The organism is Brucella sp. GW823-FHT04E01, assembly GCF_058796175.1.
This window is the reverse complement of record NZ_JBXAIK010000007.1, coordinates 135,908-157,856: the sequence shown is the minus strand read 5'-3', so window position 1 is coordinate 157,856 and position 21,949 is coordinate 135,908. Positions and strand designations below refer to the sequence as shown.

Sequence of the window (21,949 nt, the reverse complement as noted above, 5' to 3'; positions counted from 1 at the left end):
GGGACAGGACAGAGATATGCAACGAACCCTGGAACGTATCGGACAGTATTCACGCGCAGCCCTGTTTGCTGCGTCTGTCCTTCCCCTGACGCTTGTGTCTCTGCCGGCCAGTGCCGCAGACTATCTCACTCCTGCTCCAGCAGGCGTTGCCGATGCAGGCGCTTGCAGCCAGCAGAGCGTTTTGCGCTCGGTGGTTTCCGATTTTGGCTATCAGGTACGTCATGTCCCGAACCTGCCGCAGGTCGGTATTTCGGCGATGAGCGATGTTCAGCTGACACGCTATGAGCCGAAGACCAATCCGGCCCAGATCGAACGTACCTATTGCAAGGCAACCGCCGTTCTGACCGACGGTCAGTACCGTTCGGTCTGGTATATGGTCGAAGAAGGTCAGGGCTTTGCCTCGATGGGCCGCAACGTCGAATTCTGCGTCGATGGTTTCGACCGCTGGTATGTTTACGACGCGAGCTGCCGCGTTCTTCGCTAGTGTCTGCTCCAAAAGTCGCCATGCCGGTCTGCAAATGGCAATTTGTCTGCGTTCCGGTGCTCACGTACCTTTAAGTACGCTCCGCTCCGGTACTCGAAAATCACCATTTTCGCCTCGGCCTGTCGCTTTTTGATTCAGACACTGAAGCCTTGAGCAACGATTGAGTGGAGGGCATATGCTGCGGAATTTTGGTGCAGCTGCGTTTACGTTGCTCGCAGCGGCAGTTGCGAGTGTTTTGGCAGTCGCACCAAGCCATGCTGATGACGTTGCGGGCGAGTTCGACTTCTACGTCCTCGCCCTCTCCTGGTCGCCGAGCTATTGTGCCTCCGAAGGCCCCCGCGCCAACAAGCAGCAATGTGGAACCAACCGTCCTTTCGGTTTCGTGGTGCATGGTCTCTGGCCACAGAACGAATGGGGCTATCCGGCGAACTGCCAGTTCGACAATGCCCGCAGTCGGGGCAGCTATGTGCCTCGTCCAATCATTTCCCGCCTGTCGGATATCATGCCTTCTGCCGGTCTTGTCGCTTATCAATGGCGCAAACACGGCAGTTGTTCGGGCCTGTCGCAGGACGAATATTTCTCAACGCTGCGTAACGCTTTCGATCAGGTCAACATTCCGCCCAGCCTGCGCAATCTGGCGAGTGGTCGGCGTGTTGATCCCCTTCTCGTCGAAAAAGCCTTTATCGCAGCCAATCCCGGCATGAAGCCGGACGGAATTTCGATAAGCTGCAAGCGGAACTATCTTCAGGAAGTTCGCATCTGCATGACAAAAGACCTGCAATACCGCGCTTGCGGTCAGGTCGATGCCAATGCTTGCCGAAGCCGCTCCGTCATGATGCCCGCCACGCAATAAACTTTACATATCCGGTTTAGGAACGAACGATGACACAGATTCTCTATTCGCCTGCTTCGCCCTACAGCGCGAAGGTGCGCATGGCCGCTCACTATGCTGGCATTCCGTTTGAAAGCGTCGTCGTCAACACCTCGGCGGAACCGGAGAACCTCATCCATGCCAATCCGCTCGGAAAAATTCCGACGCTGGTGACGGATGATGGCAAATCGGTTTTCGACAGCCGTGCAATCATCCAATATCTGAACCGGGTTTCGGGTAACAAGCTCTTCCCGCGTAATGCCGAAAAGCGCACCGATGCAGAGCGCTATGAAGCCATTGCCGACGGTCTCTGCGACGTGCTTCTGGCACATGTCTATGAACGCCGTATGCGTCCCGAAGAAAAGATTCATCAGCCCTGGCTCGACCTGCAATGGCGCAAGGCTGAACGTGCGCTCGATCTTCTGAACGAAGCACCGCCACGTCTGGCGGGCAAGCTGCATGGCGGTCATATCGCTGTCGCCGCCACGCTGGGCTATCTGGCGCTGCGCTTCGAGGGCAAATGGGAACGTAACCGTCCCAAGCTCAAGCGCTGGATGAAGCGCTTTCAGGAAGTGCATCCGGAATTGACTGAACTGCTGCCGCGCGGCTGATCGGTCTGGAAAGAAAAAACCCCGGATTTTCCGGGGTTCTTTTTTGCGGCCTATTGCTTGTTGTCGAGCGCCTGCAATATCCGATAGGCAGCCTTTACGCGCTCATCGATCGGATAATTCCGGTTGGCAAGCAGAACAATTCCGATCTTCTTCGCAGGAATAAAGGCCGCATAAGCGCCAAAGCCGTTGGTTGAGCCTGTCTTATTGATCAGCACATCAGCTGACGGTTGGCGAGGTGTATCGAATTTCTCGATTTTGTGCGACTTCAGCGCCATGTCCGACGAATTGCCGGCAAGAAGTGTCTTGAGCGCAGTCGGATAGTTGTAGAACTCCCAGCCAAGTCCCTGATTGTTCGCTCCGACATGGTAGTAACCGGTATGCGTTGCGGCGACGGCTTTCTGGAAATCAGGCTCCAGAGATGAGCTGTCGATGTTCAGTTCGACGAAGCGGGCAAGATCAAGCGCGGTGGTCTTGATGCCATAGGCTTGTGCATCCAGCGCCCCGCCCGATACCCGGATCGGCTTGTTGGCTTTGGAATAGCCGTAGGCGTAGTTCTTCATCTGGCTTTCCGGCACATTGATGAAGGTGTTCTTCAGGCCGAATGCAGGCAGAAGCTTTTGCTCCATCAAAACGTCGAACGGCTTGTCCATGCTTCGTGCCGCCAGATAGCCGAACAGGCCGATGCTGGGATTCGAATAGCGACGCTGCGTGCCTGCCGGATAGTCCGGCTTCCATTTCTTGAAATATGCCAGCATCGAACTGTCATCGGTGACAGCATCGGGAAACTGGAGGGACAATCCGCCCGGCGTGTAGGTCCCAAGATCACGCATGGTGATCTTGTCGAAGCTGCTGCCTGCCAGTTCAGGAGCCCATTTGGTCGCGGGATCGGACAGGGAGAACGCGCCTGTCGCCAGCCCGTAACCGCCAAGCATTGCAGTGAAGGTCTTGCTGACCGAACCGATCTCGAAAATCGTGTCTTCAGTGACTTTTTGCCCGCTTTCTTTCGATGCCACACCATAACCGAAGAAGTGGCTCTTGCCGTCGATGGTTATGGCAACCGCCATGCCGGGGATTTTCTGCTCGGCCATGAGCGGGCGCACCGTTTCATCGACAATACGGCGCAAGTCGCCATCATTCGCCTTGCTCGTAGCCAGCGCGCCATTATTCGGGATAATAGCGGCAGTGGTGAGGAAACCGATCAAAAGTGTCGTAGATTTTCTCATGACAGAAAAATTAACCTCATGATTATGCGTTCCGCTGCATCTTTCTCAAGACATAGCCGGTATTGCGCGGTCCATTATATTGAAGCCCGCTTTGCGGGATATAAGCCTTTCAGGCCCAGCTTATATACGATGCTTGCGCTGGCGCGACAAACGACGTTATCTAGCACTTGGCATTAGAAAAATTTGGGGCAACATGGTTCGACCGCATCTCCCGCTCAATTCCCTGCGCGCCTTCGAGGCATCGGCGCGCCACCTGAGCTTTACGAAGGCCGCGATTGAACTTTGCGTCACGCAGGCAGCTGTCAGCCATCAGGTCAAGAGCCTCGAAACCCGTCTGAACGTGACATTGTTCGAGCGCCTGCCCCGCGGGCTGATGCTGACGAGCGAAGGAGAAACGCTGCTTCCCACATTAAAGGACGCATTCGACAGGATTGCCGGAACGCTAGAGCGTTTCGAAGCGGGGCATTATCGGGAAATCTTGCGTGTGGGTGCTGTCGGCACCTTGGCCGTCGGCTGGCTACTGCCACGTTTGCGCGATTTTCAGAATCGCTACCCGTTCATCGATTTGCGGCTTTCGACCAACAACAACCGGGTGGACATTGCGGCGGAGGGACTGGATTACGCGATCCGTTTCGGGAGCGGCGCCTGGCACGGCATCGACGCAACCCGATTACTGGAAGCGCCCCTGTCGCCACTTTGCATCCCGGAACTGGCGTGCGAATTGCGAACACCTGCCGATCTCGCACGACATACTTTGCTGCGCTCCTATCGTGCCGATGAATGGACGCAGTGGTTTGTGGCAGCAGGCGTCACGGGCGACATGCCCCTGCCGCGAAGCATCATGTTCGATTCGTCGCTCGCGATGATGGAAGCCGCCATGCAGGGAGCGGGCATTGCGCTTGCCCCGCCACTGATGTTCTCCCGGCAATTGCTGTCGGAAACCATTGTCCAACCGTTCGAGACGACGGTGACGATGGGCAGCTACTGGCTGACAAGGCTACAATCGCGGACGGAAACGCAAGCGATGGCCGCATTTCGCGACTGGCTGACAGATGCCGCGAACAACTGAGCTAAACAGCGCAACAAAAAACCGGGCAGTTGCCTGCCCGGTTTTCCGTGTTCAATTATCAGATAATTAGAACTTGTAGCCAACGCCGACGCGGATGTCGTGGGTGTCGAGCTTGTTACGAACCGATTCGTTGCCGAGGTCGTAGGTCTTGTTACCGAACTGGGTGTAGCGGTATTCAACGCGGCCCAGGATGTTGTCCGTGAGCTTAGCTTCCAGACCGGCACCAGCAGTCCAACCAACGCGGAACTTGCTTTCGTCGTCAAAGCCGTTGTCGAGCTTGACCTGCGAACCGGCAACACCAGCCGTGATGTACGGCATAACCGGGTTCAGGTCGTAGCCGAGACGTGCACGCAGCGAGCCTTCGAAGCCCTGCTTAACTTCCAGACCATCCTTGGTCTTCTTGGCCCAGGAGTAGCCGGCGTCGCCTTCAACACCGTATACGAACTGGTCCTGCTGGAAGTTCCAGCCAGCGTAAGCGCCAGCCTTCATATCGTCAGGCTTAACGGTGCCTACGGTGTCGGTCTTGGCCTTGTTCCAGCCGTAGCCGAGGTACAGACCGGTGTAGCCACCAGCCCAGCTGTACTGCGGAGCCATTTCGACCGGAGCCGGAACAGGAGGCTGTTCCTGAATGGCATCAGCAGCGAAAGCAGTCGCAGAGAACGGCAGCAGCGCAGCCGAGGCGATTACGAGAGACTTAAGAGTGCGCATAGCATTCTCCTTACACAAATTACCTTTAGCGCGGTCCCTTATCGGGCGGGCGATGTTGGGAGCAAATCGTCCATGCCGCGCTGACAGGATCGACATATCGGCGGTAATTGCGGCACGAAATGCCCGCTTCTGTGGAGAGAACCTGACGAGAACATGGCAAAAATACGATGTTGCATTATCGCAACGCCGAATTCAGCCACCTATATAGTGGGATAACGTCGATTGCAGTGACGGCAACGCGCGGCGAAGTGACACGAAGCCGCTGAAATCTCTACAAATTTGTCAGTTGTGAACATTGCAGGCGCTGTTTTTAGCTGCAATCTTCCGACCGAAATGGCATGAAATCGATTGAAGAATCTCGATAAGAAAGTGTTTACCGTGTTGAACGATCAAGAGCCTCGCCTGCTTGCTAAATGCCCGGTTCTGGTCACCGGCGGCGCACGGCGCATTGGGAAGGCAATTGTCGAAGACCTTGCCGCCCATGGCTTCCCGGTCGCCATACATTATAATCACTCCATCGATGAAGGCGCCGCCCTTGCAGCGTCCATAAATGAACAAGGCGGCAAAGCCTGTGTCGTGCGCGCGGACCTTTCGTCCGAATCTGATATTCGCAATCTTGTGCAAGATGCGTCGCGCCAGATCGGGCCGATCCAGCTCCTCGTCAATAATGCATCGCTCTTTGAAGATGACCGTATCGGCCAACTGGACATGACGCTGTGGGACAAGCACTTTGCCATCCACCTCAAGGCGCCTGTCCTGTTGGCTGAAGAAATGGCAAAAGCCCTGCCCGATGGTGAAGAAGCGCTTGTCGTCAATGTCATCGACCAGCGCGTCTGGAAGCTCAATCCGAACTTCTTTTCCTACACGCTTTCAAAGACGGCCCTCTGGAATGCCACCCGAACGATGGCACAAGCGCTTGCTCCGCAGATTCGGGTCAATGCAATAGCACCTGGTCCAACATTGCCGAGCGAACGGCAGAAGCCAGGCGATTTCGAACAGCAGGTCGAGAAACTTCTTTTGCAACGTGCGCCGGAATTGTCGGAATTTGGGCGTACTGTTCGCTATTTCTGGGAAAGCCGCTCCGTCACCGGCCAGATGATCGCACTTGATGGCGGACAGCATCTGGCGTGGGAAACCCCGGATATTGCAGGAATCACCGAATGACCGGAAACCGCAAGAACAATGAGGATGCCGTTGCAAACCTGCCGTCAGATGACGAGCAGGATGTGGCCGGTATTATCATTGGTGATGCGGAAACCGACGATGATGACGAGACGGACGATATAGTCGACGCTCCTGCCTCGCCGTCCGCTGCCGATTCCATTCAATGGGATTCTTCGGATGGCCTGCCGGACATTGAAGGCCTGAGCGGTCAGGACATCATCAATGCTTTCGTGAAGCGCCTGCCGAACAATCCGGGCGTCTATCGCATGTTCAACAGCGATGGTGACGTGCTCTATGTCGGCAAGGCACGCAATCTCAAGAAGCGCGTCTCCAATTATGCGCGCGGGATCGGCCATTCGAATCGCATCACCCGGATGATCCGCGAAACGGTGACGATGGAATTCGTCGTCACCCGGACGGAAACCGAGGCCTTGTTGCTGGAAGCAAATCTCATCAAGAGATTGCGTCCGCGCTTCAACGTGCTGATGCGCGACGATAAGTCGTTTCCCTATATTCTCCTGACTGGCGACCATCGGGCACCCGGCATTTTCAAGCATCGCGGTGCACGGTCCCGCAAGGGAGACTACTTCGGCCCATTCGCCTCTGCCGGTGCTGTCGGTCGCACGATCAACGCGCTTCAGCGCGCCTTTCTGTTGCGGACATGCACGGATTCGGTTTTTGAGACACGCACCCGTCCCTGCCTTCTCTTTCAGATCAAGCGTTGTTCCGGCCCCTGCACGCACGAGATCAGCGATGAGGACTATGCCGAACTCGTCAACGAGGCCAAGGCGTTTCTGTCCGGCAAGAGCCAGTCGGTAAAAGACCACCTTGCAACGGCAATGCAAGCCGCATCGGCTGATCTCGATTTCGAACATGCAGCTGTTTACCGGGATCGCCTGGCTGCGCTTTCACACGTCCAGTCACATCAGGGTATCAATCCACAGACGGTCGAAGAGGCTGACGTTTTCGCCATCCATCAGGAAGGCGGCATGACCTGCATTCAGGTTTTCTTCTTCCGTACCGGCCAGAACTGGGGCAATCGCGCCTATTTCCCCAAAGCGGACAGTTCGCTCGGCCCGGCAGAGGTTCTGGGGGCATTCCTGTCCCAGTTCTATGACGACAAGCCGTGTCCACGGCTGGTTCTCTTGTCCGAAACGGTTGAGGAGCAATCGCTTATTGCCGAAGCGCTCTCGACGCGCGCGGGCCATAAGGTGCAGGTCAACGTTCCACAGCGCGGCGAGAAGAAAGACCTTGTCGATCACGCCCTGACCAATGCGCGAGAAGCGCTTGGACGGCGGCTTGCAGAAACATCGTCACAGGCGCGCCTGTTGCAAGGCATGGCTGAGACCTTCGGCCTGTCCCAATCCCCGCGCCGCATCGAGGTCTACGATAACTCGCATATCATGGGCACGAATGCCGTCGGAGGCATGATCGTCGCCGGGCCGGAAGGCTTTGTCAAAAACCAGTACCGGAAGTTTAATATCCGCTCGACCGACATTACGCCGGGCGACGACTTCGGCATGATGCGCGAGGTTATCGAGCGGCGCTTCTCACGGCTGGTCAAGGAGCATGGCACGCCGGAAGAGCCCGCTGACGCAGAAGTAACCGATACATTTCCCGCATGGCCCGATGTCATTTTGATCGACGGCGGTCAAGGCCAGGTCGGTGCGGTCAGGCAAATTCTCGGGGAGCTTGGAATCAGCCATCTCGTCAATGCAATCGGTATTGCCAAGGGCGTCGACCGTGAAGCGGGGCGCGAGCGTTTCTTCGTGGAAGGCAAACAGGCCTTCACGCTGCCGCCGCGCGATCCTGTACTTTATTTCATCCAGCGCCTGCGCGACGAAGCGCACCGGTTTGCCATCGGCACACACCGCGCCCGTCGCAAGAAGGAAATGGTCAAGAATCCGCTCGATGAAATTGCGGGAATCGGCCCATCGCGCAAGCGTGCCCTGCTGCACCATTTCGGGACTGCAAAAGCGGTTTCCAGAGCCGCGGTTGCCGATCTGATGCAGATCGAAGGTATCTCGGAAGCCATGGCCAAGACGATTCACGATCATTTTCGTGACAGATGACGCAATTTTGTCCGGGATTTATGCACAAGCGTCATTAGGTCCCGGCAGAACATATTCGCAGGTGTTGATTTTATCGGTCATCCCTGTTGATGTGCGCTAACAACGACGTGGCGGAACAATGCAGAAAAATCATACCCTCTCCTTGCCCAATATCCTCACTTACGGCCGGATCATCGCCGTTCCCCTTGTGGTATTGTGCTTCTTTGTCGAGGGGCGGCTGGAATCAAGCGATTTCGCCCGATGGACAGCTCTGGGATTGTTTATCGTCGCCAGCATTACAGACTTTTTCGACGGGTACCTCGCCCGCATCTGGAAGCAGACATCGACCATCGGTCGCATGTTGGACCCGATTGCCGACAAGCTGCTCGTATCCGCCATCCTGCTGCTTCTGGCAGCTGATGGCACGATCGCCGGCTGGACGCTGTGGGCCGCAATCATCATCCTTTGCCGCGAAATCCTTGTTTCGGGGTTGCGTGAGTATCTTGCCGAACTGAAGGTCAGCGTTCCCGTCTCCCGTCTCGCCAAATGGAAGACGACAGCACAAATGGTTGCTCTCGCTTTTCTGCTCGCAGGCCCTGCTGGTGACAAAGTCGTGCCCTATGTAACCGAAATGGGTATTGTCCTGCTTTGGATATCGGCTCTTCTGACGCTTTATACGGGCTGGGACTATTTCAAGGCGGGCCTCAAACACGTAATGGATTGATCCAGTGACGGTAAAACTCGTCTATTTTGCATGGGTGCGCGAGAAAATCGGCAAGGGTGAAGAGTTAATCGAACTTCCCTCACCCAAAACGACAGTGGCTGACCTGATCAGCCACCTGAAATCGCGCGGTGATGAATATGAAGCCGCCTTCGAGCACGAACATGTCATCCGTGCCGCGATCAATCAGGAACATGCCGAGCACGTTGAACTCGTGAATGACGGCGATGAAGTTGCGCTCTTTCCGCCCATGACGGGAGGATGAAGTGAGCGGGCAAGAGCATTTCCAGCAAAAGTGCGGAGCGGTTTTGCGTAGGATAATGCGTAAAAGAAAAACATAGGCCATTTTCAATGATTCAAGCAAAACTGGAAATGCCCTAATGACATGCCCACTTTTCGTCGGCATAAGAAGTGAAGACTTCGACATGGCAGCGGAACTGCGCAAGCTTGAGCATGGGCGCACGGATATCGGCGCTATCGTCACCTTTACCGGGTTGTGTCGCGATGAAAGCGGCTCGCTTTCCGCTCTGGAACTGGAGCATTATCCGGGCATGGCCGAAGCTGAAATCACCCGCATCGCCCGACAGGCCATCGAGCGCTGGCCGATAACAGCCCTCACGATCATTCACCGTTATGGACTCATCAAACCGGGCGAAAACATCGTTCTGGTTGCAGCAGCGTCGTCGCATCGACATGCGGCTTTCGAGGCCGCCTCATTCCTGATGGACTACATGAAAACCGACGCCCCCTTCTGGAAGCGGGAACATCTCGCAGATGGTTCGGTTGGTGGCTGGGTGTCGTCCAAAGAGGAAGACGAAAAGATCCGCGAACGCTGGAAACAGTCGTAATCTTTCGATTGCCAGCTATTCTGTTGATCTCTATTTCTCATTTTAATCGTGAATTAACTATTTAACCCCCTAGAATAATGACTAATTTAGGTGGTGTGTTCTTGCGCTGCCACAATTTTCACATGAAGATTTCGCTAATGTCGGCATGATGAATCAGACGCTGACAAGCGATAATGAAAGACAGATTGGAAACCGCATCAGCGCCATCTGTCTTGCAACAGATGACGCGTGCGGGAACGGAAGTTTCGGGCTTTGACGATGCGAAATGGACTGGCAAAAACCCTTTCAATTGCTGCGGCACTCGTGGTCGGCATTGGCGCGCTTGGTGGCGCTGCCTTATTCCTGACCACGTCGATGCCGACGAGCAGCATTGCCGCGGAAAAAACCGTCAGCGGCAAGGTGATGTATCGTGAGCGTATCGCGCTGCCACCGGAGGCAAACCTGACGGTTCAGCTTTCCGATGTCTCGCTGGCCGACGCTCCTTCCAAAGTCATTGGCGAAACGCGGATTGAATCCGTTCAGGGATCGCCGATCCCGTTTGCCATCAATTTTGATACGGACCAGATTCAGCCCGGTCATACCTATGCCCTGCAGGCGCGCATTTCGGCAGGCGATACGCTATGGTTCGTCAATGACGAGCGCTATACCATCGATCCGGAGAACCCCGGAGAACCGGCAGAAATCAAGGTTGTGATGGTTCGCAAGAGCGGTGATGAAGGCGTTGCCATCGGCATCGAGGGCAAGGACTGGCTCGCGGAAGACATTCAGGGCGGCGGCGTGATCGACAATGCCCAGACGACGCTGACGGTTTCGAGCGACGGTGCCGTCAGTGGCTCAGGCGGCTGCAACCGTTATTTCAGCAAGGCGGTCGTGACCGGGGAAAACATTTCCTTTGCCGATATCGGATCGACCTATGTCCAGTGCCCGCCTGCCCTCATGAACCAGGAACGCAAGTTCCTCGATGTGCTCGGCAAAACCAAGTCCTACAAGATCGACATGGGCAAGCTTGTTCTCTTCGATGACGAAGGGAAAGAGATGGCAAGGCTCGCACAGAGCCTCTGAGATTTGCTTCTGCGCGTCATCTCACCCAACAAAAAAGCCCGGTCAAACCGGGCTTTTTCTTTGAATTCTCGTTGGGATTAGCCGACGATTTCGGTGCCCGAGAACCAGTAAGCAATTTCTTCTGCAGCGGTTTCCGGAGCGTCGGAACCGTGAACCGAGTTTTCGCCGATCGACAGGGCGAATTCCTTGCGGATGGTGCCTTCGTCGGCGTTGGCCGGGTTGGTTGCACCCATGACTTCGCGGTTCTTGGCGATGGCGTTTTCGCCTTCCAGAACCTGAACGATCGTTGGGCCGGAAGACATGAATTCAGTCAGTTCGCCAAAGAACGGGCGATCCTTGTGGACAGCATAGAAGCCTTCAGCTTCACGCAGGCTCATCCAGACGCGCTTCGAAGCGACGACGCGCAGGCCAGCTGCTTCGAGCTTGGCGGTGATTGCGCCGGTCAGGTTGCGGCGGGTCGCATCGGGCTTGATCATGGAGAAGGTACGTTCGATTGCCATTATGACACCTTGTTCGCTGGGAAATTTCAGAAAAGTGAGGCTCTATACCGTCGATAGGCCTAATTGCCAAGAGGCCACACCATTTTGAACACATCGCATACCGCCTAGCAGCTTGAGACGACGGAAATTTGAAGGCATAGATAATGCCACTCTGATTCAGGCTATCGGGTAGCGGGGAACTTGTATGGAACAGCATTTTCAAATGTTTGCGTGGTACAATCGCTGGGCCAACGAACTGCTCTATGCCGCTGCTGCCGATCTGAGCGACGAGGAATACCGGCTCGATCTTGGGCTGTTCTTCGGTTCGATCCATCGCACGCTCAACCATCTTCTGGTCACCGACCGCATCTGGATGAAGCGGTTTACCGGCGAAGGCGACCATCCAAAGCAACTCGACGCCATCATCACCGACAATTTCATCACGCTGCGCGATCTGCGTCATGCCGAAGATGAACGCATCTGCCGGTATACCGACTCCTTGAACGCCGACAAGCTTGCTGGACGTTTTACCTATACGACCGTTTCGGACATGCGCACGATGAGCCAGCGGCTTGCGCCTTCGCTGGCGCATCTGTTCAATCACCAAACCCATCATCGCGGCCAGATCCACGCGGCATTGACGCGGCTCGGTACCGACGCTCCGTCGCTCGACCTCTCACAATTCCAGCGAACCGAAGGCGGACGCCGCTTCGCCTGACTGATGTTGATACTTGCGGAAACGCTTCAAGCCGTGCAAAAGCGCTTTCACCATGCTTATCCTTGACGACATCTCCGTACGAATTGCCGGACGCCTCCTGATCGACCACGCCAGCGTAACGCTGCCTGCGGGATCGAAGACGGGTTTCGTCGGCCGCAACGGCACCGGCAAATCCACGCTGTTTCGTGTGATCACGGGCGATCTTGCGCCGGAAACAGGCAGCATCTCGCTTCCGAAAAATACCCGTATCGGTCAGGTGGCGCAGGAAGCGCCCGGCACCGAGGACGCACTGATTGAAATCGTCATGAAGGCGGACAAGGAGCGCACAGCACTTCTTGAAGAGGCCGACACGGCAACCGATCCGCACCGCATTGCGGAAATTCATACACGCCTTGCCGATATCAATGCGCATTCGGCGGAAGCTCGCGCAGGCGCCATTCTGTCCGGTCTCGGTTTCAACGCCGAAGCACAACGCCAGCCTGCGTCCGCCTTTTCCGGCGGCTGGCGCATGCGCGTCGCTCTGGCCGCAGTTCTTTTCGCCGAACCGGACCTGCTGCTCCTCGACGAACCGACCAACTATCTCGACCTTGAAGGCGTGCTGTGGCTGGTCGACTATGTGAAGCGCTATCCGCACACCGTCATCATCATCAGCCACGACCGTGATCTCCTGAACTCGGCGACCAGTTCGATCATGCATCTCGACCAGAAGAAGATCAGCTTCTGGCGCGGCAATTACGATCAGTTCGAGCGCCAGCGTCACGAAATGCTGGAATTGCAGCAGAAGGCCCACGCCAAGCAGGAAGCCCACCGCAAGCACATGGAATCCTTCGTGGAACGGTTCCGTGCCAAGGCCACCAAGGCCCGTCAGGCACAATCGCGCATGAAGGCTTTGGAAAAGCTCAAACCAATCGAGCTTTATGTTGAAAGCAATGTGCAGCCGTTTCGTTTTCCAGACGCTGACAAAAAGACGGCATCGCCTGTCATCGCGCTTGATAATGCCGATGTCGGTTATGTGCCCGGCAAGCCGGTCCTTCGCAATGTGACCTTGCGCATCGACAATGATGACCGCATCGCCCTCCTCGGCTCGAACGGTAACGGTAAGTCAACGCTTGCAAAGCTGATTGCCGGTCGTCTGACGCCGGAAAAAGGCACGCTCACGCTTTCGCCGAGCCTGAAAGTCGCATTCTTCGCACAGCATCAGATGGACGATCTGATTCCTGAAGACAATGCCATCGAGCATGTGCGCAAGCTGATGCCGATGGAACCGGAAGCGAAGGTGCGCGCGCGCGTTGCGCAGATGGGCCTGTCGACCGAGAAGATGCTGACGCCGGCCAAAGACCTGTCCGGTGGCGAGAAAGCGCGTCTCCTGATGGGACTTGCGACCTTTCATGGTCCCAATCTGTTGATCCTCGACGAACCGACCAACCATCTCGACATCGACAGCCGCGAGGAGCTAGTGCATGCGCTCAACGCTTTCAACGGCGCGGTTATCCTGATTGCCCACGACCGCCATCTTATCGAAGCCACGATGGAACGACTCTGGCTGGTCCGCGAAGGCGGTGTGAAGGCGTTTGAAGGCGATCTCGATGAATACCGGCAGATCGTTCTTGCTGATGCCAAGGGAGAACCGGCTGCCGACCGCGACGATAACGCCAAGGTCAACAAGGCTGAACAGCGAAAGCTCGCCGCCCAGAAGCGCGAAGCCATGGCGCCGCTGCAGAAAAAGATCAAGGAAACCGAAGCCTTGATTCAAAAACTGCAGAAACAGATTCAAGGCTTCTCGTCGCAACTGGAAGACCCGGCGCTTTACGAGAAGGAACCCCAGAAGGCGGTCCGGATCAACAAGGACATGAGCGATACCCGTTCTGCACTTGCGGATGCAGAGGACAAGTGGCTGGAGCTTTCCACCGAATATGAAGAAGCTATGGCCGATTGAAAATCGGCCTTCTGTCTGTCGGCAGAGTCCTACGTGAACATAAGCAAGATCACGACCCCCAACAGGATCCAGCCGATGACACGCATGGTAACCGGCAGAGGACGGGGCATGAACCGCACCGCGAGAAGCGCGAAAATGACGGTCAGAACGGGAAACCCGAAATAAAGGGCGGCGTAACCGCTCTGCCCTTCAAAGGAAGAGCCGAAGACGCCAAGCTTTTCGAGCGGTATCAGCGCAACCAGCGCTGCAAGAGCCGAAAGCAGCAACAGCAGCAACCTGTCGGAAATTTTGCAGAGCATCGTCATTGGTCAGTTCTGGGGACGCAAACGCGTGCGCATCAAAGCATAAAGACCGAATGCACCGAGGATCAGACCTATGGTCGTATAGACCTCGTCCGGCGTTTCCGCTCCACGACGCAATACGAGATCGGCTTTTGAAAGCTGAAGCCCATCCGTGTTTCCCTGCACCAGACGAAATGCATAGAGCCCCGGAATGACCGGATCGATGTCCCCGGCGCTCTGGCGCAGAACGCTGCCATCCTGCGGGCGGTCCGTATTGATGGAACCGCTGGTAGAGGCAAAATCGAGTCCCTGGGAGAGAACCGGCTGACCGTCGCGGCTGACCGCAAGGGTCACCGCCGAGCGCCTTTCCGCAGGTACGTAACCCGGCAAAGGCGTTGCATCAATGAACACACGCACCGGCCCATCGTCCGCCGACAGCCTGACTTCCTGTATCTTGAAGCCGCTTTGGCGGTTTTCAAGCATGGTCCAGCGCCCGATTTCGCTGCCAGTGAAATGGCGCATATACCAAGGATAACCGATGGCGAGCCCGAAACCGGCGACGATCATCAAAATGAATAGCACTCGCGTCACGCTTTGCGCTCCCAACGGCGATCGGGCGTCTGCTGCCAGTAAGTCAAGTCGTGGCTCCCCGCCTTGAAATTTTTCCACTGCCCTCGGGCAATATCGAGCTGATCCTGATCGTGGCCGTCGAACATGACAACAAGACGTTCATAGGCATCCGCCCGTTCCAGTCCTGCGCCTTCAACGAGAAAGCGCACCGTCGCTCCATTCGGATTGGCTTCACTGGTCGTCAGCAGAACCGGCTGGTGTTCGGGATGAGGCTCTTTATCGGTGCCATGCGCCACGAAGGACGTATCGGAGAAGGTCCAGAGCAAACCATCCAGCGCATCGCGTCTTTCCTCGCTGACAGTCTGGATCGTGACGCGCCAGCCGCGCCCGAGCGAGCGCTCGACCAGACCGGGCAAGGCCTCATCGAGTGTCGATTCCGTCAGATGGTAGAAGAGAATTTCCGCCATGCGCTATCCGTTTCGGGAATGGGTGAAGAAATTGATTCCGCTTCTCCACCCATCCTTTTGTTTGGAAAAGATTTTAGCTTTCAAAATGATCCCGGACAAGGCGGTCCAGCAGGCGGACGCCATAGCCGGAAGCCCATGTCTGGCTATACTCGTTTGCTGGCGACCCCATAGCCGTTCCGGCAACGTCGAGATGCGCCCAAGGGGTTTCGCCGACAAAGCGCTTCAGGAACTGTGCCGCCGTGATCGATCCGCCGTAACGGCCAGCGCTGTTCTTCATATCGGCAAACTTCGAATCGATCATCTTGTCGTATTCGGTGCCGAGCGGCAGGCGCCACAGCTTTTCACCGGTCAACTGGCCTGCATCATAAAGCTGATCCGCAAGCTCGTCGTCATTGGAGAAGAGGCCGGCGTGATACTGGCCGAGAGCAACCATGACAGCGCCCGTAAGGGTGGCCAGATTGATGATGAAGCGCGGCTTGAAACGGTCATTCGTGTAGTGCAGCGCATCGGCGAGAACGAGACGGCCTTCGGCATCGGTGTTGATGACTTCAATCGTCTGTCCCGACATGGATGTAACGATGTCACCCGGGCGCTGGGCATTGCCATCCGGCATGTTTTCAACAAGGCCGATAATGCCGATGGCATTGACCTTTGCCTTGCGTCCAGCCAGAGCGCGCATCAGGCCAGTAACGGCTGCCGCGCCACCCATGTCGCCCTTCATGTCTTCCATGCCAGCGGCAGGCTTGATGGAAATACCGCCCGTATCGAACACCACGCCCTTGCCGACAAAGGCAACCGGCTTTTCCTTGCTCTTCGCGCCCTGCCATTCCATGACAACCAGTCGCGGCGGGCGAACGGAACCCTGTGCCACGCCGAGAAGCGCGCCCATGCCGAGCTTCTTCATTTCCTTCTCGCCGAGAACCTCGATCTTCACGCCAAGCTTTTCGAGCTTTTCAGCTTCCTGTGCAAATTCGACCGGGCCGAGAATGTTCGCAGGCTCATTGACGAGATTGCGTGCCTGGATAACGCCGTCCGCAACCGCCTCAGCAACTTCAAAAGCCCGCTTCGCCGTGTGCGGATCAGCGACGCAGATGCTGATCTTGGCAGCATGTTTCGGATCGCCATTTTCCTCATTGCTCTTGCGCGTCTTGTAGCGCTCGAACTTGTAGGAGCGCAGAATCATACCAAGCGCGAGATCAGCTGCTTCGTCACCGGCAATGGTGGTCTCAGGCAATGCAAGCGTCACCGTTGCGCGCTCGGCTTTACCGATTCGTGAAAATGCAGCGCCGCCGATCTTCAACCAATCGTCATTGCCAAGCTTGCCCGGTTCACCGACGCCGACCAGAACAATCTTGTCGACACCGCTGGACGTGGTTTCGATCGCCTCAGCGGTCTTGCCGAGAGCACCGGTGAATCCGGAAATTTCGGCAATGCGCTTGATCTTTTCCGCACCGCCAGCAGCCTGAGCCGCCTCATCCGCAAAGCCGCCGCCCTTGGCGACGAGGACGATGGACACGCCTTTTTCTGGTGCTGCAAAATCGCTGAAAGAGATCGAAGGACGTTTAGACATGACAACTCCAAACTTGGTGTCGATTTGAGAATGACACGATTGTGTCGCGACTTTTCCCCACTCATGTGAGACGAATATGGCGAAACAGCAAGAGTTGATGCCAGATTGTCCAGTTTTAGCCCGAGGAAAACCGTGCAGGACACAATTGCAAACCCGTCTTACCTGCTCCGCACAAAAACTGGTTGCCATGAGCCGACTCATCGCTCATTAACAGGGCCCATTAATGGGAGTAGCAGAGCTGGCATCTTCCTAATGCTTTTAGTAGTCTGTTAACCGCGTTTATTGGGCCAATCTTAGCCAAGCGTCATTAAGTTTAATGATTATCACGAGTGCTGCTGCCCTTTCGGGTGCGCACTCCTTCAACGGAACCGGGATGTAGACTCCACCTATGCGATTGATTGAGTTGTACATCTTGCGCCGGGTGGCGATCATGTTCCTAGCAGTGCTTGGGGCGGCGGTCGGTATTACCTGGACTGTGCAGGTGCTCCAGCGCATCGACTTTCTGACCACAAGCGGACAGACATTCCAGACAATCATTCAGTTCAGCTCGCTGTTGATCCCGTCGGCCATCCCCCTCGTGATGCCGTTTGCGCTGATTATTGCAATCACTCAGACGCTTTCGACCATGAACCAGGATTCCGAGCTTGTCGTCATCAATGCGTCGGGCGCACCGCGCAGCGCGGTCATGCGTCCAATCCTGATTCTTGCAGCCGTCATTTCCGTCGTCTCGTTTCTCGTCGCCAATTATGTCGATCCCTATGCGCGCATGAACATGCGCGCGATGATTGCCAATGCCAGCGCCGACCTGATGAATGTCATCGTTCAGGAAGGCAACTTCCGGAAACTGGCGGATAATCTCTATATTCAGGTGGCGGAACGACGCGCCGACGGCAGCATTGGCGGGCTTTTCATTGCCGATTCACGCGATCCGTCGCTCGACCTCATCTATTACGCCGCAGATGGCGCGATTGCGTCGACGCCGACTGGCGACATGCTTTTGATGCAGAACGGTGAAGTGCAGCGGCGTGATGTGTCGGATGGCACCGTTTCGATCATCAAGTTCAATTCCTACGCATTCGATCTCAGCCAGTTCGCCTCGGCTGGCGACGATTTCGTTATCTACGCGAAGGATCGTCCGCTTTCCTACCTGTTGAATCCGGACCCGAACGATCCGATCCTTCAGACCCGTCCATTGCGCTACAAGGCCGAATTGCATCGCCGTCTGACGCAATGGCTCTATCCGGTTGTCTTTGCAATGATCGCACTGGCTTTTGCTGGCGATTCCCGCTCGCATCGCGAAGCCCGCGTATCGGCGTCCTTCTCGGCGATCAGCACCGCCCTTCTCGTCTATTGGGCAGGCTATTTCGCGTCCGATCGGGCCGACAAGGATGCAGGCTATATCGTCGTTATGTATCTCGTTCCTGCCGCCGTCATTCTTGTGACGGGCTTTGCGCTTGCTACCGGGCGACGGATCGGCCTGCCGGACAAATGGAACGACCGTATTCTCGACAATTTCGACAATCTGAGAAACCGTGTTTCGGAGCGCTATGCCCGTCTCACCGGACGTTCGCGCAATAAAGCCGGAGGTCAGGCATGATCGGCTGGACGCTTGGACGCTATTTCTTCATCCGCTATGTGCAGATCACACTCTATTTTCTGCTCGGTATCTTTGCATTGTCCCTGCTTCTCGATTTTACCGAGAATGCGAGCAAGCTTTCAAACCTGCCGGACTATTCGGTCTGGGCGGCGCTTGGCCTTTCCGCCATGCGCGTCCCGTTCATCATGCAGCAGATGATCCCGTTCGTTGCCTTGTTTTCCGCAATGGCGACGCTCATCTCGCTCAACAGAAAATACGAACTCGTTGTCGCCCGCTCCGTCGGCGTTTCCGCCTGGCAGTTCCTTCTTCCTGCCTGTTTCGGCGCTTTCCTGTTTGGCCTTGCCACGATCTTCATCCTCAATCCGTTTGCTGCCTACGGCTTTGCCAAGGCCGACGAGATTGCATCGACGTGGAAGACCGGCAAGGTTACCGACGTTTCCGCCTTGCGCGATCCATGGCTTCGCCAGAAAACGGATGAAGGCGAAACCATCATCGGCGCAAAAAGCATTCTGGATCAGGGCGCTACGCTTGCTGACGCGACATTCATTCAGTTCGATGAAAAGAAGAACATCAAGGTCCGTTACGATGCGCGGACTGCGCAGCTGAAGGACGGTCATTGGGAGCTTACCGACGTGACGCGATTCGCGCGCGGCGAAGAACCCCAGAAAATGGCGAGTTTCCAGATAGAGACGCAGCTGCGCCCAGAATATGTGGAAGAGAAGCTCGCGACGCCCGACACGATCCCCTTCACGCAGTTGGGTCACAAGATCGAAGTCGCGCGTTCGTTCGGTTATTCGGCAAACGCATTTGACATGCAATACCAGTCACTTCTGGCATTGCCGGCATTGCTGATGGCGATGACTCTCATTGCTGCAACAGTGTCGTTGAAATTTGTGCGATTTGGTCAGTCAGGAGCGATGATTCTGGGTGGCGTTATCGCAGGCTTCATGCTTTATGTCGTTTCGGTGCTGGTGAAGGCATTCGGGAATGCGGGATTCGTTCCGCCGTTCGTGGCTGCCTGGGTTCCGGTTGTTATCGCGACATTCTTTGGTGTCTCCTTTCTGTTGCATAAGGAGGATGGTTAGTGGGTTTGAGTAACGCCCGCATGGTATTGCCCCATTCGCTCTCGCGTCTTGCGCGCGGGACTGCCTTGGCGTGCGTCCTTGCTTTACCTTTCATTTCTGTCGCAGCCCTGCCCTCTCCTGCATCGGCACAGGACGCTCTCGCATCCAATTATGAGAGCGATCCGAATGCGCGCATGCTTCTGCAAGCAGACGAGCTCGTCTATGATCGCGACATCAATACCGTCACGGCTCAGGGCAAAGTGCGTATCGAGTATGACGGCAACCATCTCGTCGCCGACAAGGTAACCTATAACCAGCAGACGCGGCGTATGACCGCGACGGGTAATGTTGAAATCGTCGAACGCGACGGCAACAAGATCTACTCCGAACATATGGATGTCACCGACAGTTTCCGCGACGGCTTCGTGAACGGCCTTCGTGTCGAGACGACGGACAACACCCGCTTTGCCGCCGAAAGCGCTGAACGCAGCAACGGCGAAATCACGACGTTCAACAATGGCGTCTATACGGCCTGCGAGCCCTGCGCGAAAAATCCGGACAAGCCTGTTCTCTGGCAGATCAAGGCGCGCAAGATCATCTGGAACAGCACGACGAAGACGGTTCGTTTTGAACATGGCCGCTTCGAGTTCTTCGGCATGCCGCTTGCCTATTTTCCGGCATTCGAGATGGCAGACCCGACGGTGAAGCGCAAAAGCGGCTTCCTGTTTCCGGGTTTCTCCTACAAGGATGATCTGGGCGTCGGCATCAAGAACTCATATTTCTGGGCACTCGCACCGAATTATGACGTCACGCTTTCCACGACTGCCTACACCAAGCAGGGCTTCCTGACCGAGGCTGAATGGCGTCATCGCCTGGAAAATGGCACCTACAATCTTCGCATCGCGGGCATTCACCAGAACAAGCCGGGCGAATTCGATGTAAACACCGTTGACCGCGAAGAAGACAATCGCGGCATGGTCGCATCGAAAGGCGATTTCAATCTTAATTCGCGCTGGCGTTTTGGTTGGGATGTGATGGCACAGACCGACCGGAATTTCAGCCGCACTTATTCTCTTGACGGCTACGGCGCCGAAACTCAGGTTTCGAAGATATACCTCACGGGTATTAATAACCGGAATTATTTCGACCTGAACTTCTACCGTTTCAATGTGCAGGAATCTCTCTTGTCGGATAATCCGAACGAGATGCATTCGAAGCAGCCTTGGGTTTTCCCAAGTCTGGATTATTCCTACACGATGCCTGAGCCGGTCTATGGCGGTGAGCTGAACTTCAATACCAATCTGCAGGTTCTTTATCGTCAGAATGCAAATTATACGCCTCTCGGCACGAGGTTCCCTCGCGTTCCTGGCTTCGAAGGAACCAATGCACGTCTGACCACCGAAGCGGAATGGAAGCGGACGTTCATCACGCCTGCCGGTCTGGTCATCACGCCGTTGCTGGCACTGCGCGGCGACGCCATTGGCGCCAATACGAACTTCAATCTGGCAGATGCTGGCTATACGGATGCACTCGTGCGTTCAGAAGCGCTTCGCGCCATGGCAACCGCAGGGCTTGAACTGCGCTGGCCGATCCTGTTCTCGACCACCAGCTCAACCCATATCATCGAGCCGATTGCCCAGCTTTATGTTCGCAACAACGAACGCTATGCAGGCGAGTTGCCGAATGAAGATGCCCAGAGCTTTGTCTTCGACGCGACGAACCTGTTCTCGCGTGACAAGTTCTCCGGTTATGATCGTGTTGAAGGTGGCACCCGTGCCAATCTCGGCGTCCGCTATTCGGGCAACTTCAACAATAGCGATTGGGCGCTTTATGCTCTCGGCGGTCAGTCATTCCAGCTGGGTGGCGTGAACTCCTACGGCACCAGCGATTTCGTGAATGTCGGCGCAGATTCCGGCCTGCAAGATGCCCGCTCCGACTATGTTGCCATGATCGGCACGTCCAACTCGACAGGTCTTGCTCTGGCTGCTCGCGGACGTTTCGACAAGGACAGTTTCGCAGTTCAGCGCGGCGAGCTTGAAGCCCAGCAGAGCTGGCAAAAGCTGACAGTTTCTGCACAATACGCCTATATCGCGCCCCAGCCGGCCTATGGATATAGTGATCTTCGTCAGGAAATTACCGGTTCGGCAACAGCGCGTATCAATACGAACTGGCGCGTCTTCGGCTCAGGCACCTACGATATGGTATCTGAAACCTTGGTCCGCGCATCGTCAGGCCTCGCCTATGATGATGAGTGCTTCACGTATTCCATGGCTTATGTCCAAACCCGCAATCCGGGTGATGATAAAGCGTCCCATAGCGTTGGCTTCAACATTTCGCTGCGCACCCTCGGCGACATAGGCAGCGGTAATCAGACTTTCTAATCTTGATGGACCGGAAGCGTTGGAAATGCTTCCGGTCTTTCCATTTAATGCGACAAAGAAATTTGCTCATCAAA

At 55.9% G+C, this 21,949-nt stretch carries 22 protein-coding genes; 15 read left to right on the top strand and 7 right to left on the bottom strand.

The annotated features are described in order from the left end of the window. Positions 1-16 precede the first annotated feature (16 nt). The 3 genes from AC1RHM_RS22565 to AC1RHM_RS22555 all read left to right on the top strand — a co-directional run bounded on the left by AC1RHM_RS22565 (position 17) and on the right by AC1RHM_RS22555 (position 1,966). Positions 17-484 (top strand): phage portal protein, encoded by a 468-nt coding sequence (locus AC1RHM_RS22565; RefSeq protein WP_010661686.1) that lies wholly within the window; start codon positions 17-19, stop codon positions 482-484. A gap of 175 nt (positions 485-659) precedes the next feature. Continuing rightward, complete coding sequence (locus tag AC1RHM_RS22560; RefSeq protein ID WP_012092380.1) at positions 660-1,337, top strand: ribonuclease T2 family protein; 678 nt, start codon at positions 660-662, stop codon at positions 1,335-1,337. 29 nt (positions 1,338-1,366) lie between these two features. Then, positions 1,367-1,966 carry a glutathione S-transferase gene (locus AC1RHM_RS22555; RefSeq protein WP_010661684.1) on the top strand — a complete coding sequence of 200 codons (600 nt, stop codon included), beginning with the start codon at positions 1,367-1,369 and terminating at the stop codon, positions 1,964-1,966. Positions 1,967-2,016: 50 nt separating this feature from the next. On the opposite strand, the gene blaOCH is transcribed toward AC1RHM_RS22555, so the two are convergent. Further along, entirely contained in the window at positions 2,017-3,189 is a 1,173-nt protein-coding gene (gene blaOCH / locus AC1RHM_RS22550; protein ID WP_151576886.1) for an OCH family extended-spectrum class C beta-lactamase, read from the bottom strand. Between the two features lie 193 nt (positions 3,190-3,382). Here blaOCH and AC1RHM_RS22545 point away from each other — a divergent pair, with 193 nt between their 5' ends. Continuing rightward, entirely contained in the window at positions 3,383-4,258 is an 876-nt protein-coding gene (locus AC1RHM_RS22545; RefSeq protein WP_036585758.1) for a LysR family transcriptional regulator, read from the top strand. A 66-nt stretch (positions 4,259-4,324) separates the two neighbouring features. Here AC1RHM_RS22545 and omp25 read toward each other — a convergent pair whose 3' ends face one another. After that, on the bottom strand, positions 4,325-4,966 hold the full coding sequence (omp25, locus tag AC1RHM_RS22540; protein WP_010661681.1) for an outer membrane protein Omp25: 642 nt from the start codon (positions 4,964-4,966) through the stop codon (positions 4,325-4,327). Positions 4,967-5,314: 348 nt separating this feature from the next. Here omp25 and AC1RHM_RS22535 point away from each other — a divergent pair, with 348 nt between their 5' ends. The 6 genes from AC1RHM_RS22535 to AC1RHM_RS22510 all read left to right on the top strand — a co-directional run bounded on the left by AC1RHM_RS22535 (position 5,315) and on the right by AC1RHM_RS22510 (position 10,812). Then, complete coding sequence (locus AC1RHM_RS22535) at positions 5,315-6,130, top strand: SDR family oxidoreductase (RefSeq protein ID WP_036585760.1); 816 nt, start codon at positions 5,315-5,317, stop codon at positions 6,128-6,130. Then, on the top strand, positions 6,127-8,202 hold the full coding sequence (gene uvrC / locus AC1RHM_RS22530; protein WP_036585762.1) for an excinuclease ABC subunit UvrC: 2,076 nt from the start codon (positions 6,127-6,129) through the stop codon (positions 8,200-8,202). The genes AC1RHM_RS22535 and uvrC overlap by 4 nt, the downstream gene beginning before the upstream one ends. Positions 8,203-8,320: 118 nt before the next feature. After that, on the top strand, positions 8,321-8,905 hold the full coding sequence (gene pgsA, locus AC1RHM_RS22525) for a CDP-diacylglycerol--glycerol-3-phosphate 3-phosphatidyltransferase (protein WP_010661678.1): 585 nt from the start codon (positions 8,321-8,323) through the stop codon (positions 8,903-8,905). A 4-nt stretch (positions 8,906-8,909) separates the two neighbouring features. After that, on the top strand, positions 8,910-9,167 hold the full coding sequence (gene moaD / locus AC1RHM_RS22520) for a molybdopterin converting factor subunit 1 (RefSeq protein WP_010661677.1): 258 nt from the start codon (positions 8,910-8,912) through the stop codon (positions 9,165-9,167). Positions 9,168-9,282: 115 nt separating this feature from the next. After that, positions 9,283-9,750, top strand: coding sequence for a molybdenum cofactor biosynthesis protein MoaE (locus AC1RHM_RS22515; RefSeq protein WP_036585764.1), 468 nt, complete (start codon positions 9,283-9,285; stop codon positions 9,748-9,750). A 258-nt stretch (positions 9,751-10,008) separates the two neighbouring features. Beyond that, entirely contained in the window at positions 10,009-10,812 is an 804-nt protein-coding gene (locus tag AC1RHM_RS22510; protein WP_010661675.1) for a YbaY family lipoprotein, read from the top strand. A 77-nt stretch (positions 10,813-10,889) separates the two neighbouring features. Here AC1RHM_RS22510 and ndk read toward each other — a convergent pair whose 3' ends face one another. After that, positions 10,890-11,312 (bottom strand): nucleoside-diphosphate kinase, encoded by a 423-nt coding sequence (ndk, locus tag AC1RHM_RS22505; RefSeq protein WP_010661674.1) that lies wholly within the window; start codon positions 11,310-11,312, stop codon positions 10,890-10,892. A gap of 184 nt (positions 11,313-11,496) precedes the next feature. Here ndk and AC1RHM_RS22500 point away from each other — a divergent pair, with 184 nt between their 5' ends. Then, entirely contained in the window at positions 11,497-12,009 is a 513-nt protein-coding gene (locus AC1RHM_RS22500) for a DinB family protein (protein WP_010661673.1), read from the top strand. Positions 12,010-12,061: 52 nt separating this feature from the next. Then, complete coding sequence (locus AC1RHM_RS22495; protein WP_010661672.1) at positions 12,062-13,945, top strand: ABC-F family ATP-binding cassette domain-containing protein; 1,884 nt, start codon at positions 12,062-12,064, stop codon at positions 13,943-13,945. A gap of 29 nt (positions 13,946-13,974) precedes the next feature. On the opposite strand, the gene AC1RHM_RS22490 is transcribed toward AC1RHM_RS22495, so the two are convergent. From AC1RHM_RS22490 to AC1RHM_RS22475, 4 genes are all read right to left on the bottom strand, one after another. Further along, on the bottom strand, positions 13,975-14,250 hold the full coding sequence (locus tag AC1RHM_RS22490) for a hypothetical protein (protein ID WP_036585766.1): 276 nt from the start codon (positions 14,248-14,250) through the stop codon (positions 13,975-13,977). Positions 14,251-14,253: 3 nt separating this feature from the next. After that, positions 14,254-14,817 (bottom strand): type IV secretion system effector BspB, encoded by a 564-nt coding sequence (gene bspB, locus AC1RHM_RS22485; RefSeq protein WP_376787376.1) that lies wholly within the window; start codon positions 14,815-14,817, stop codon positions 14,254-14,256. Beyond that, complete coding sequence (locus AC1RHM_RS22480; protein WP_036585770.1) at positions 14,814-15,263, bottom strand: DNA polymerase III subunit chi; 450 nt, start codon at positions 15,261-15,263, stop codon at positions 14,814-14,816. The genes bspB and AC1RHM_RS22480 overlap by 4 nt, the downstream gene beginning before the upstream one ends. Positions 15,264-15,336: 73 nt before the next feature. Further along, positions 15,337-16,833, bottom strand: coding sequence for a leucyl aminopeptidase (locus AC1RHM_RS22475; RefSeq protein ID WP_036585772.1), 1,497 nt, complete (start codon positions 16,831-16,833; stop codon positions 15,337-15,339). Between the two features lie 388 nt (positions 16,834-17,221). Here AC1RHM_RS22475 and lptF point away from each other — a divergent pair, with 388 nt between their 5' ends. Genes lptF through AC1RHM_RS22460 form a run of 3 tightly spaced genes read left to right on the top strand, consistent with a single transcriptional unit; the run spans position 17,222 to position 21,875 of the window. Beyond that, positions 17,222-18,430, top strand: a complete 1,209-nt coding sequence (gene lptF, locus AC1RHM_RS22470; protein ID WP_010661667.1) for an LPS export ABC transporter permease LptF — start codon at positions 17,222-17,224, stop codon at positions 18,428-18,430. After that, positions 18,427-19,515 carry an LPS export ABC transporter permease LptG gene (lptG, locus tag AC1RHM_RS22465; RefSeq protein WP_036585774.1) on the top strand — a complete coding sequence of 363 codons (1,089 nt, stop codon included), beginning with the start codon at positions 18,427-18,429 and terminating at the stop codon, positions 19,513-19,515. The genes lptF and lptG overlap by 4 nt, the downstream gene beginning before the upstream one ends. A 20-nt stretch (positions 19,516-19,535) precedes the next feature. Then, positions 19,536-21,875 (top strand): LPS-assembly protein LptD, encoded by a 2,340-nt coding sequence (locus tag AC1RHM_RS22460; protein ID WP_036585776.1) that lies wholly within the window; start codon positions 19,536-19,538, stop codon positions 21,873-21,875. The last annotated feature ends 74 nt before the right edge of the window (positions 21,876-21,949 follow it).

Excerpts from the sequence above, each read along its gene's own strand:
- AC1RHM_RS22565 (WP_010661686.1), top strand. The coding sequence starts at position 17 with ATGCAACGAACCCTGGAACGTATCGGACAGTATTCACGCGCAGCCCTG.
- AC1RHM_RS22560 (WP_012092380.1), top strand. The coding sequence starts at position 660 with ATGCTGCGGAATTTTGGTGCAGCTGCGTTTACGTTGCTCGCAGCGGCA.
- AC1RHM_RS22555 (WP_010661684.1), top strand. The coding sequence starts at position 1,367 with ATGACACAGATTCTCTATTCGCCTGCTTCGCCCTACAGCGCGAAGGTG.
- blaOCH (WP_151576886.1), bottom strand. The coding sequence starts at position 3,189 with ATGAGAAAATCTACGACACTTTTGATCGGTTTCCTCACCACTGCCGCT.
- AC1RHM_RS22545 (WP_036585758.1), top strand. The coding sequence starts at position 3,383 with ATGGTTCGACCGCATCTCCCGCTCAATTCCCTGCGCGCCTTCGAGGCA.
- omp25 (WP_010661681.1), bottom strand. The coding sequence starts at position 4,966 with ATGCGCACTCTTAAGTCTCTCGTAATCGCCTCGGCTGCGCTGCTGCCG.
- uvrC (WP_036585762.1), top strand. The coding sequence starts at position 6,127 with ATGACCGGAAACCGCAAGAACAATGAGGATGCCGTTGCAAACCTGCCG.
- pgsA (WP_010661678.1), top strand. The coding sequence starts at position 8,321 with ATGCAGAAAAATCATACCCTCTCCTTGCCCAATATCCTCACTTACGGC.
- AC1RHM_RS22515 (WP_036585764.1), top strand. The coding sequence starts at position 9,283 with ATGACATGCCCACTTTTCGTCGGCATAAGAAGTGAAGACTTCGACATG.
- AC1RHM_RS22510 (WP_010661675.1), top strand. The coding sequence starts at position 10,009 with ATGCGAAATGGACTGGCAAAAACCCTTTCAATTGCTGCGGCACTCGTG.
- ndk (WP_010661674.1), bottom strand. The coding sequence starts at position 11,312 with ATGGCAATCGAACGTACCTTCTCCATGATCAAGCCCGATGCGACCCGC.
- AC1RHM_RS22500 (WP_010661673.1), top strand. The coding sequence starts at position 11,497 with ATGGAACAGCATTTTCAAATGTTTGCGTGGTACAATCGCTGGGCCAAC.
- AC1RHM_RS22495 (WP_010661672.1), top strand. The coding sequence starts at position 12,062 with ATGCTTATCCTTGACGACATCTCCGTACGAATTGCCGGACGCCTCCTG.
- AC1RHM_RS22490 (WP_036585766.1), bottom strand. The coding sequence starts at position 14,250 with ATGACGATGCTCTGCAAAATTTCCGACAGGTTGCTGCTGTTGCTGCTT.
- AC1RHM_RS22480 (WP_036585770.1), bottom strand. The coding sequence starts at position 15,263 with ATGGCGGAAATTCTCTTCTACCATCTGACGGAATCGACACTCGATGAG.
- AC1RHM_RS22475 (WP_036585772.1), bottom strand. The coding sequence starts at position 16,833 with ATGTCTAAACGTCCTTCGATCTCTTTCAGCGATTTTGCAGCACCAGAA.
- lptF (WP_010661667.1), top strand. The coding sequence starts at position 17,222 with ATGCGATTGATTGAGTTGTACATCTTGCGCCGGGTGGCGATCATGTTC.
- lptG (WP_036585774.1), top strand. The coding sequence starts at position 18,427 with ATGATCGGCTGGACGCTTGGACGCTATTTCTTCATCCGCTATGTGCAG.
- AC1RHM_RS22460 (WP_036585776.1), top strand. The coding sequence starts at position 19,536 with ATGGTATTGCCCCATTCGCTCTCGCGTCTTGCGCGCGGGACTGCCTTG.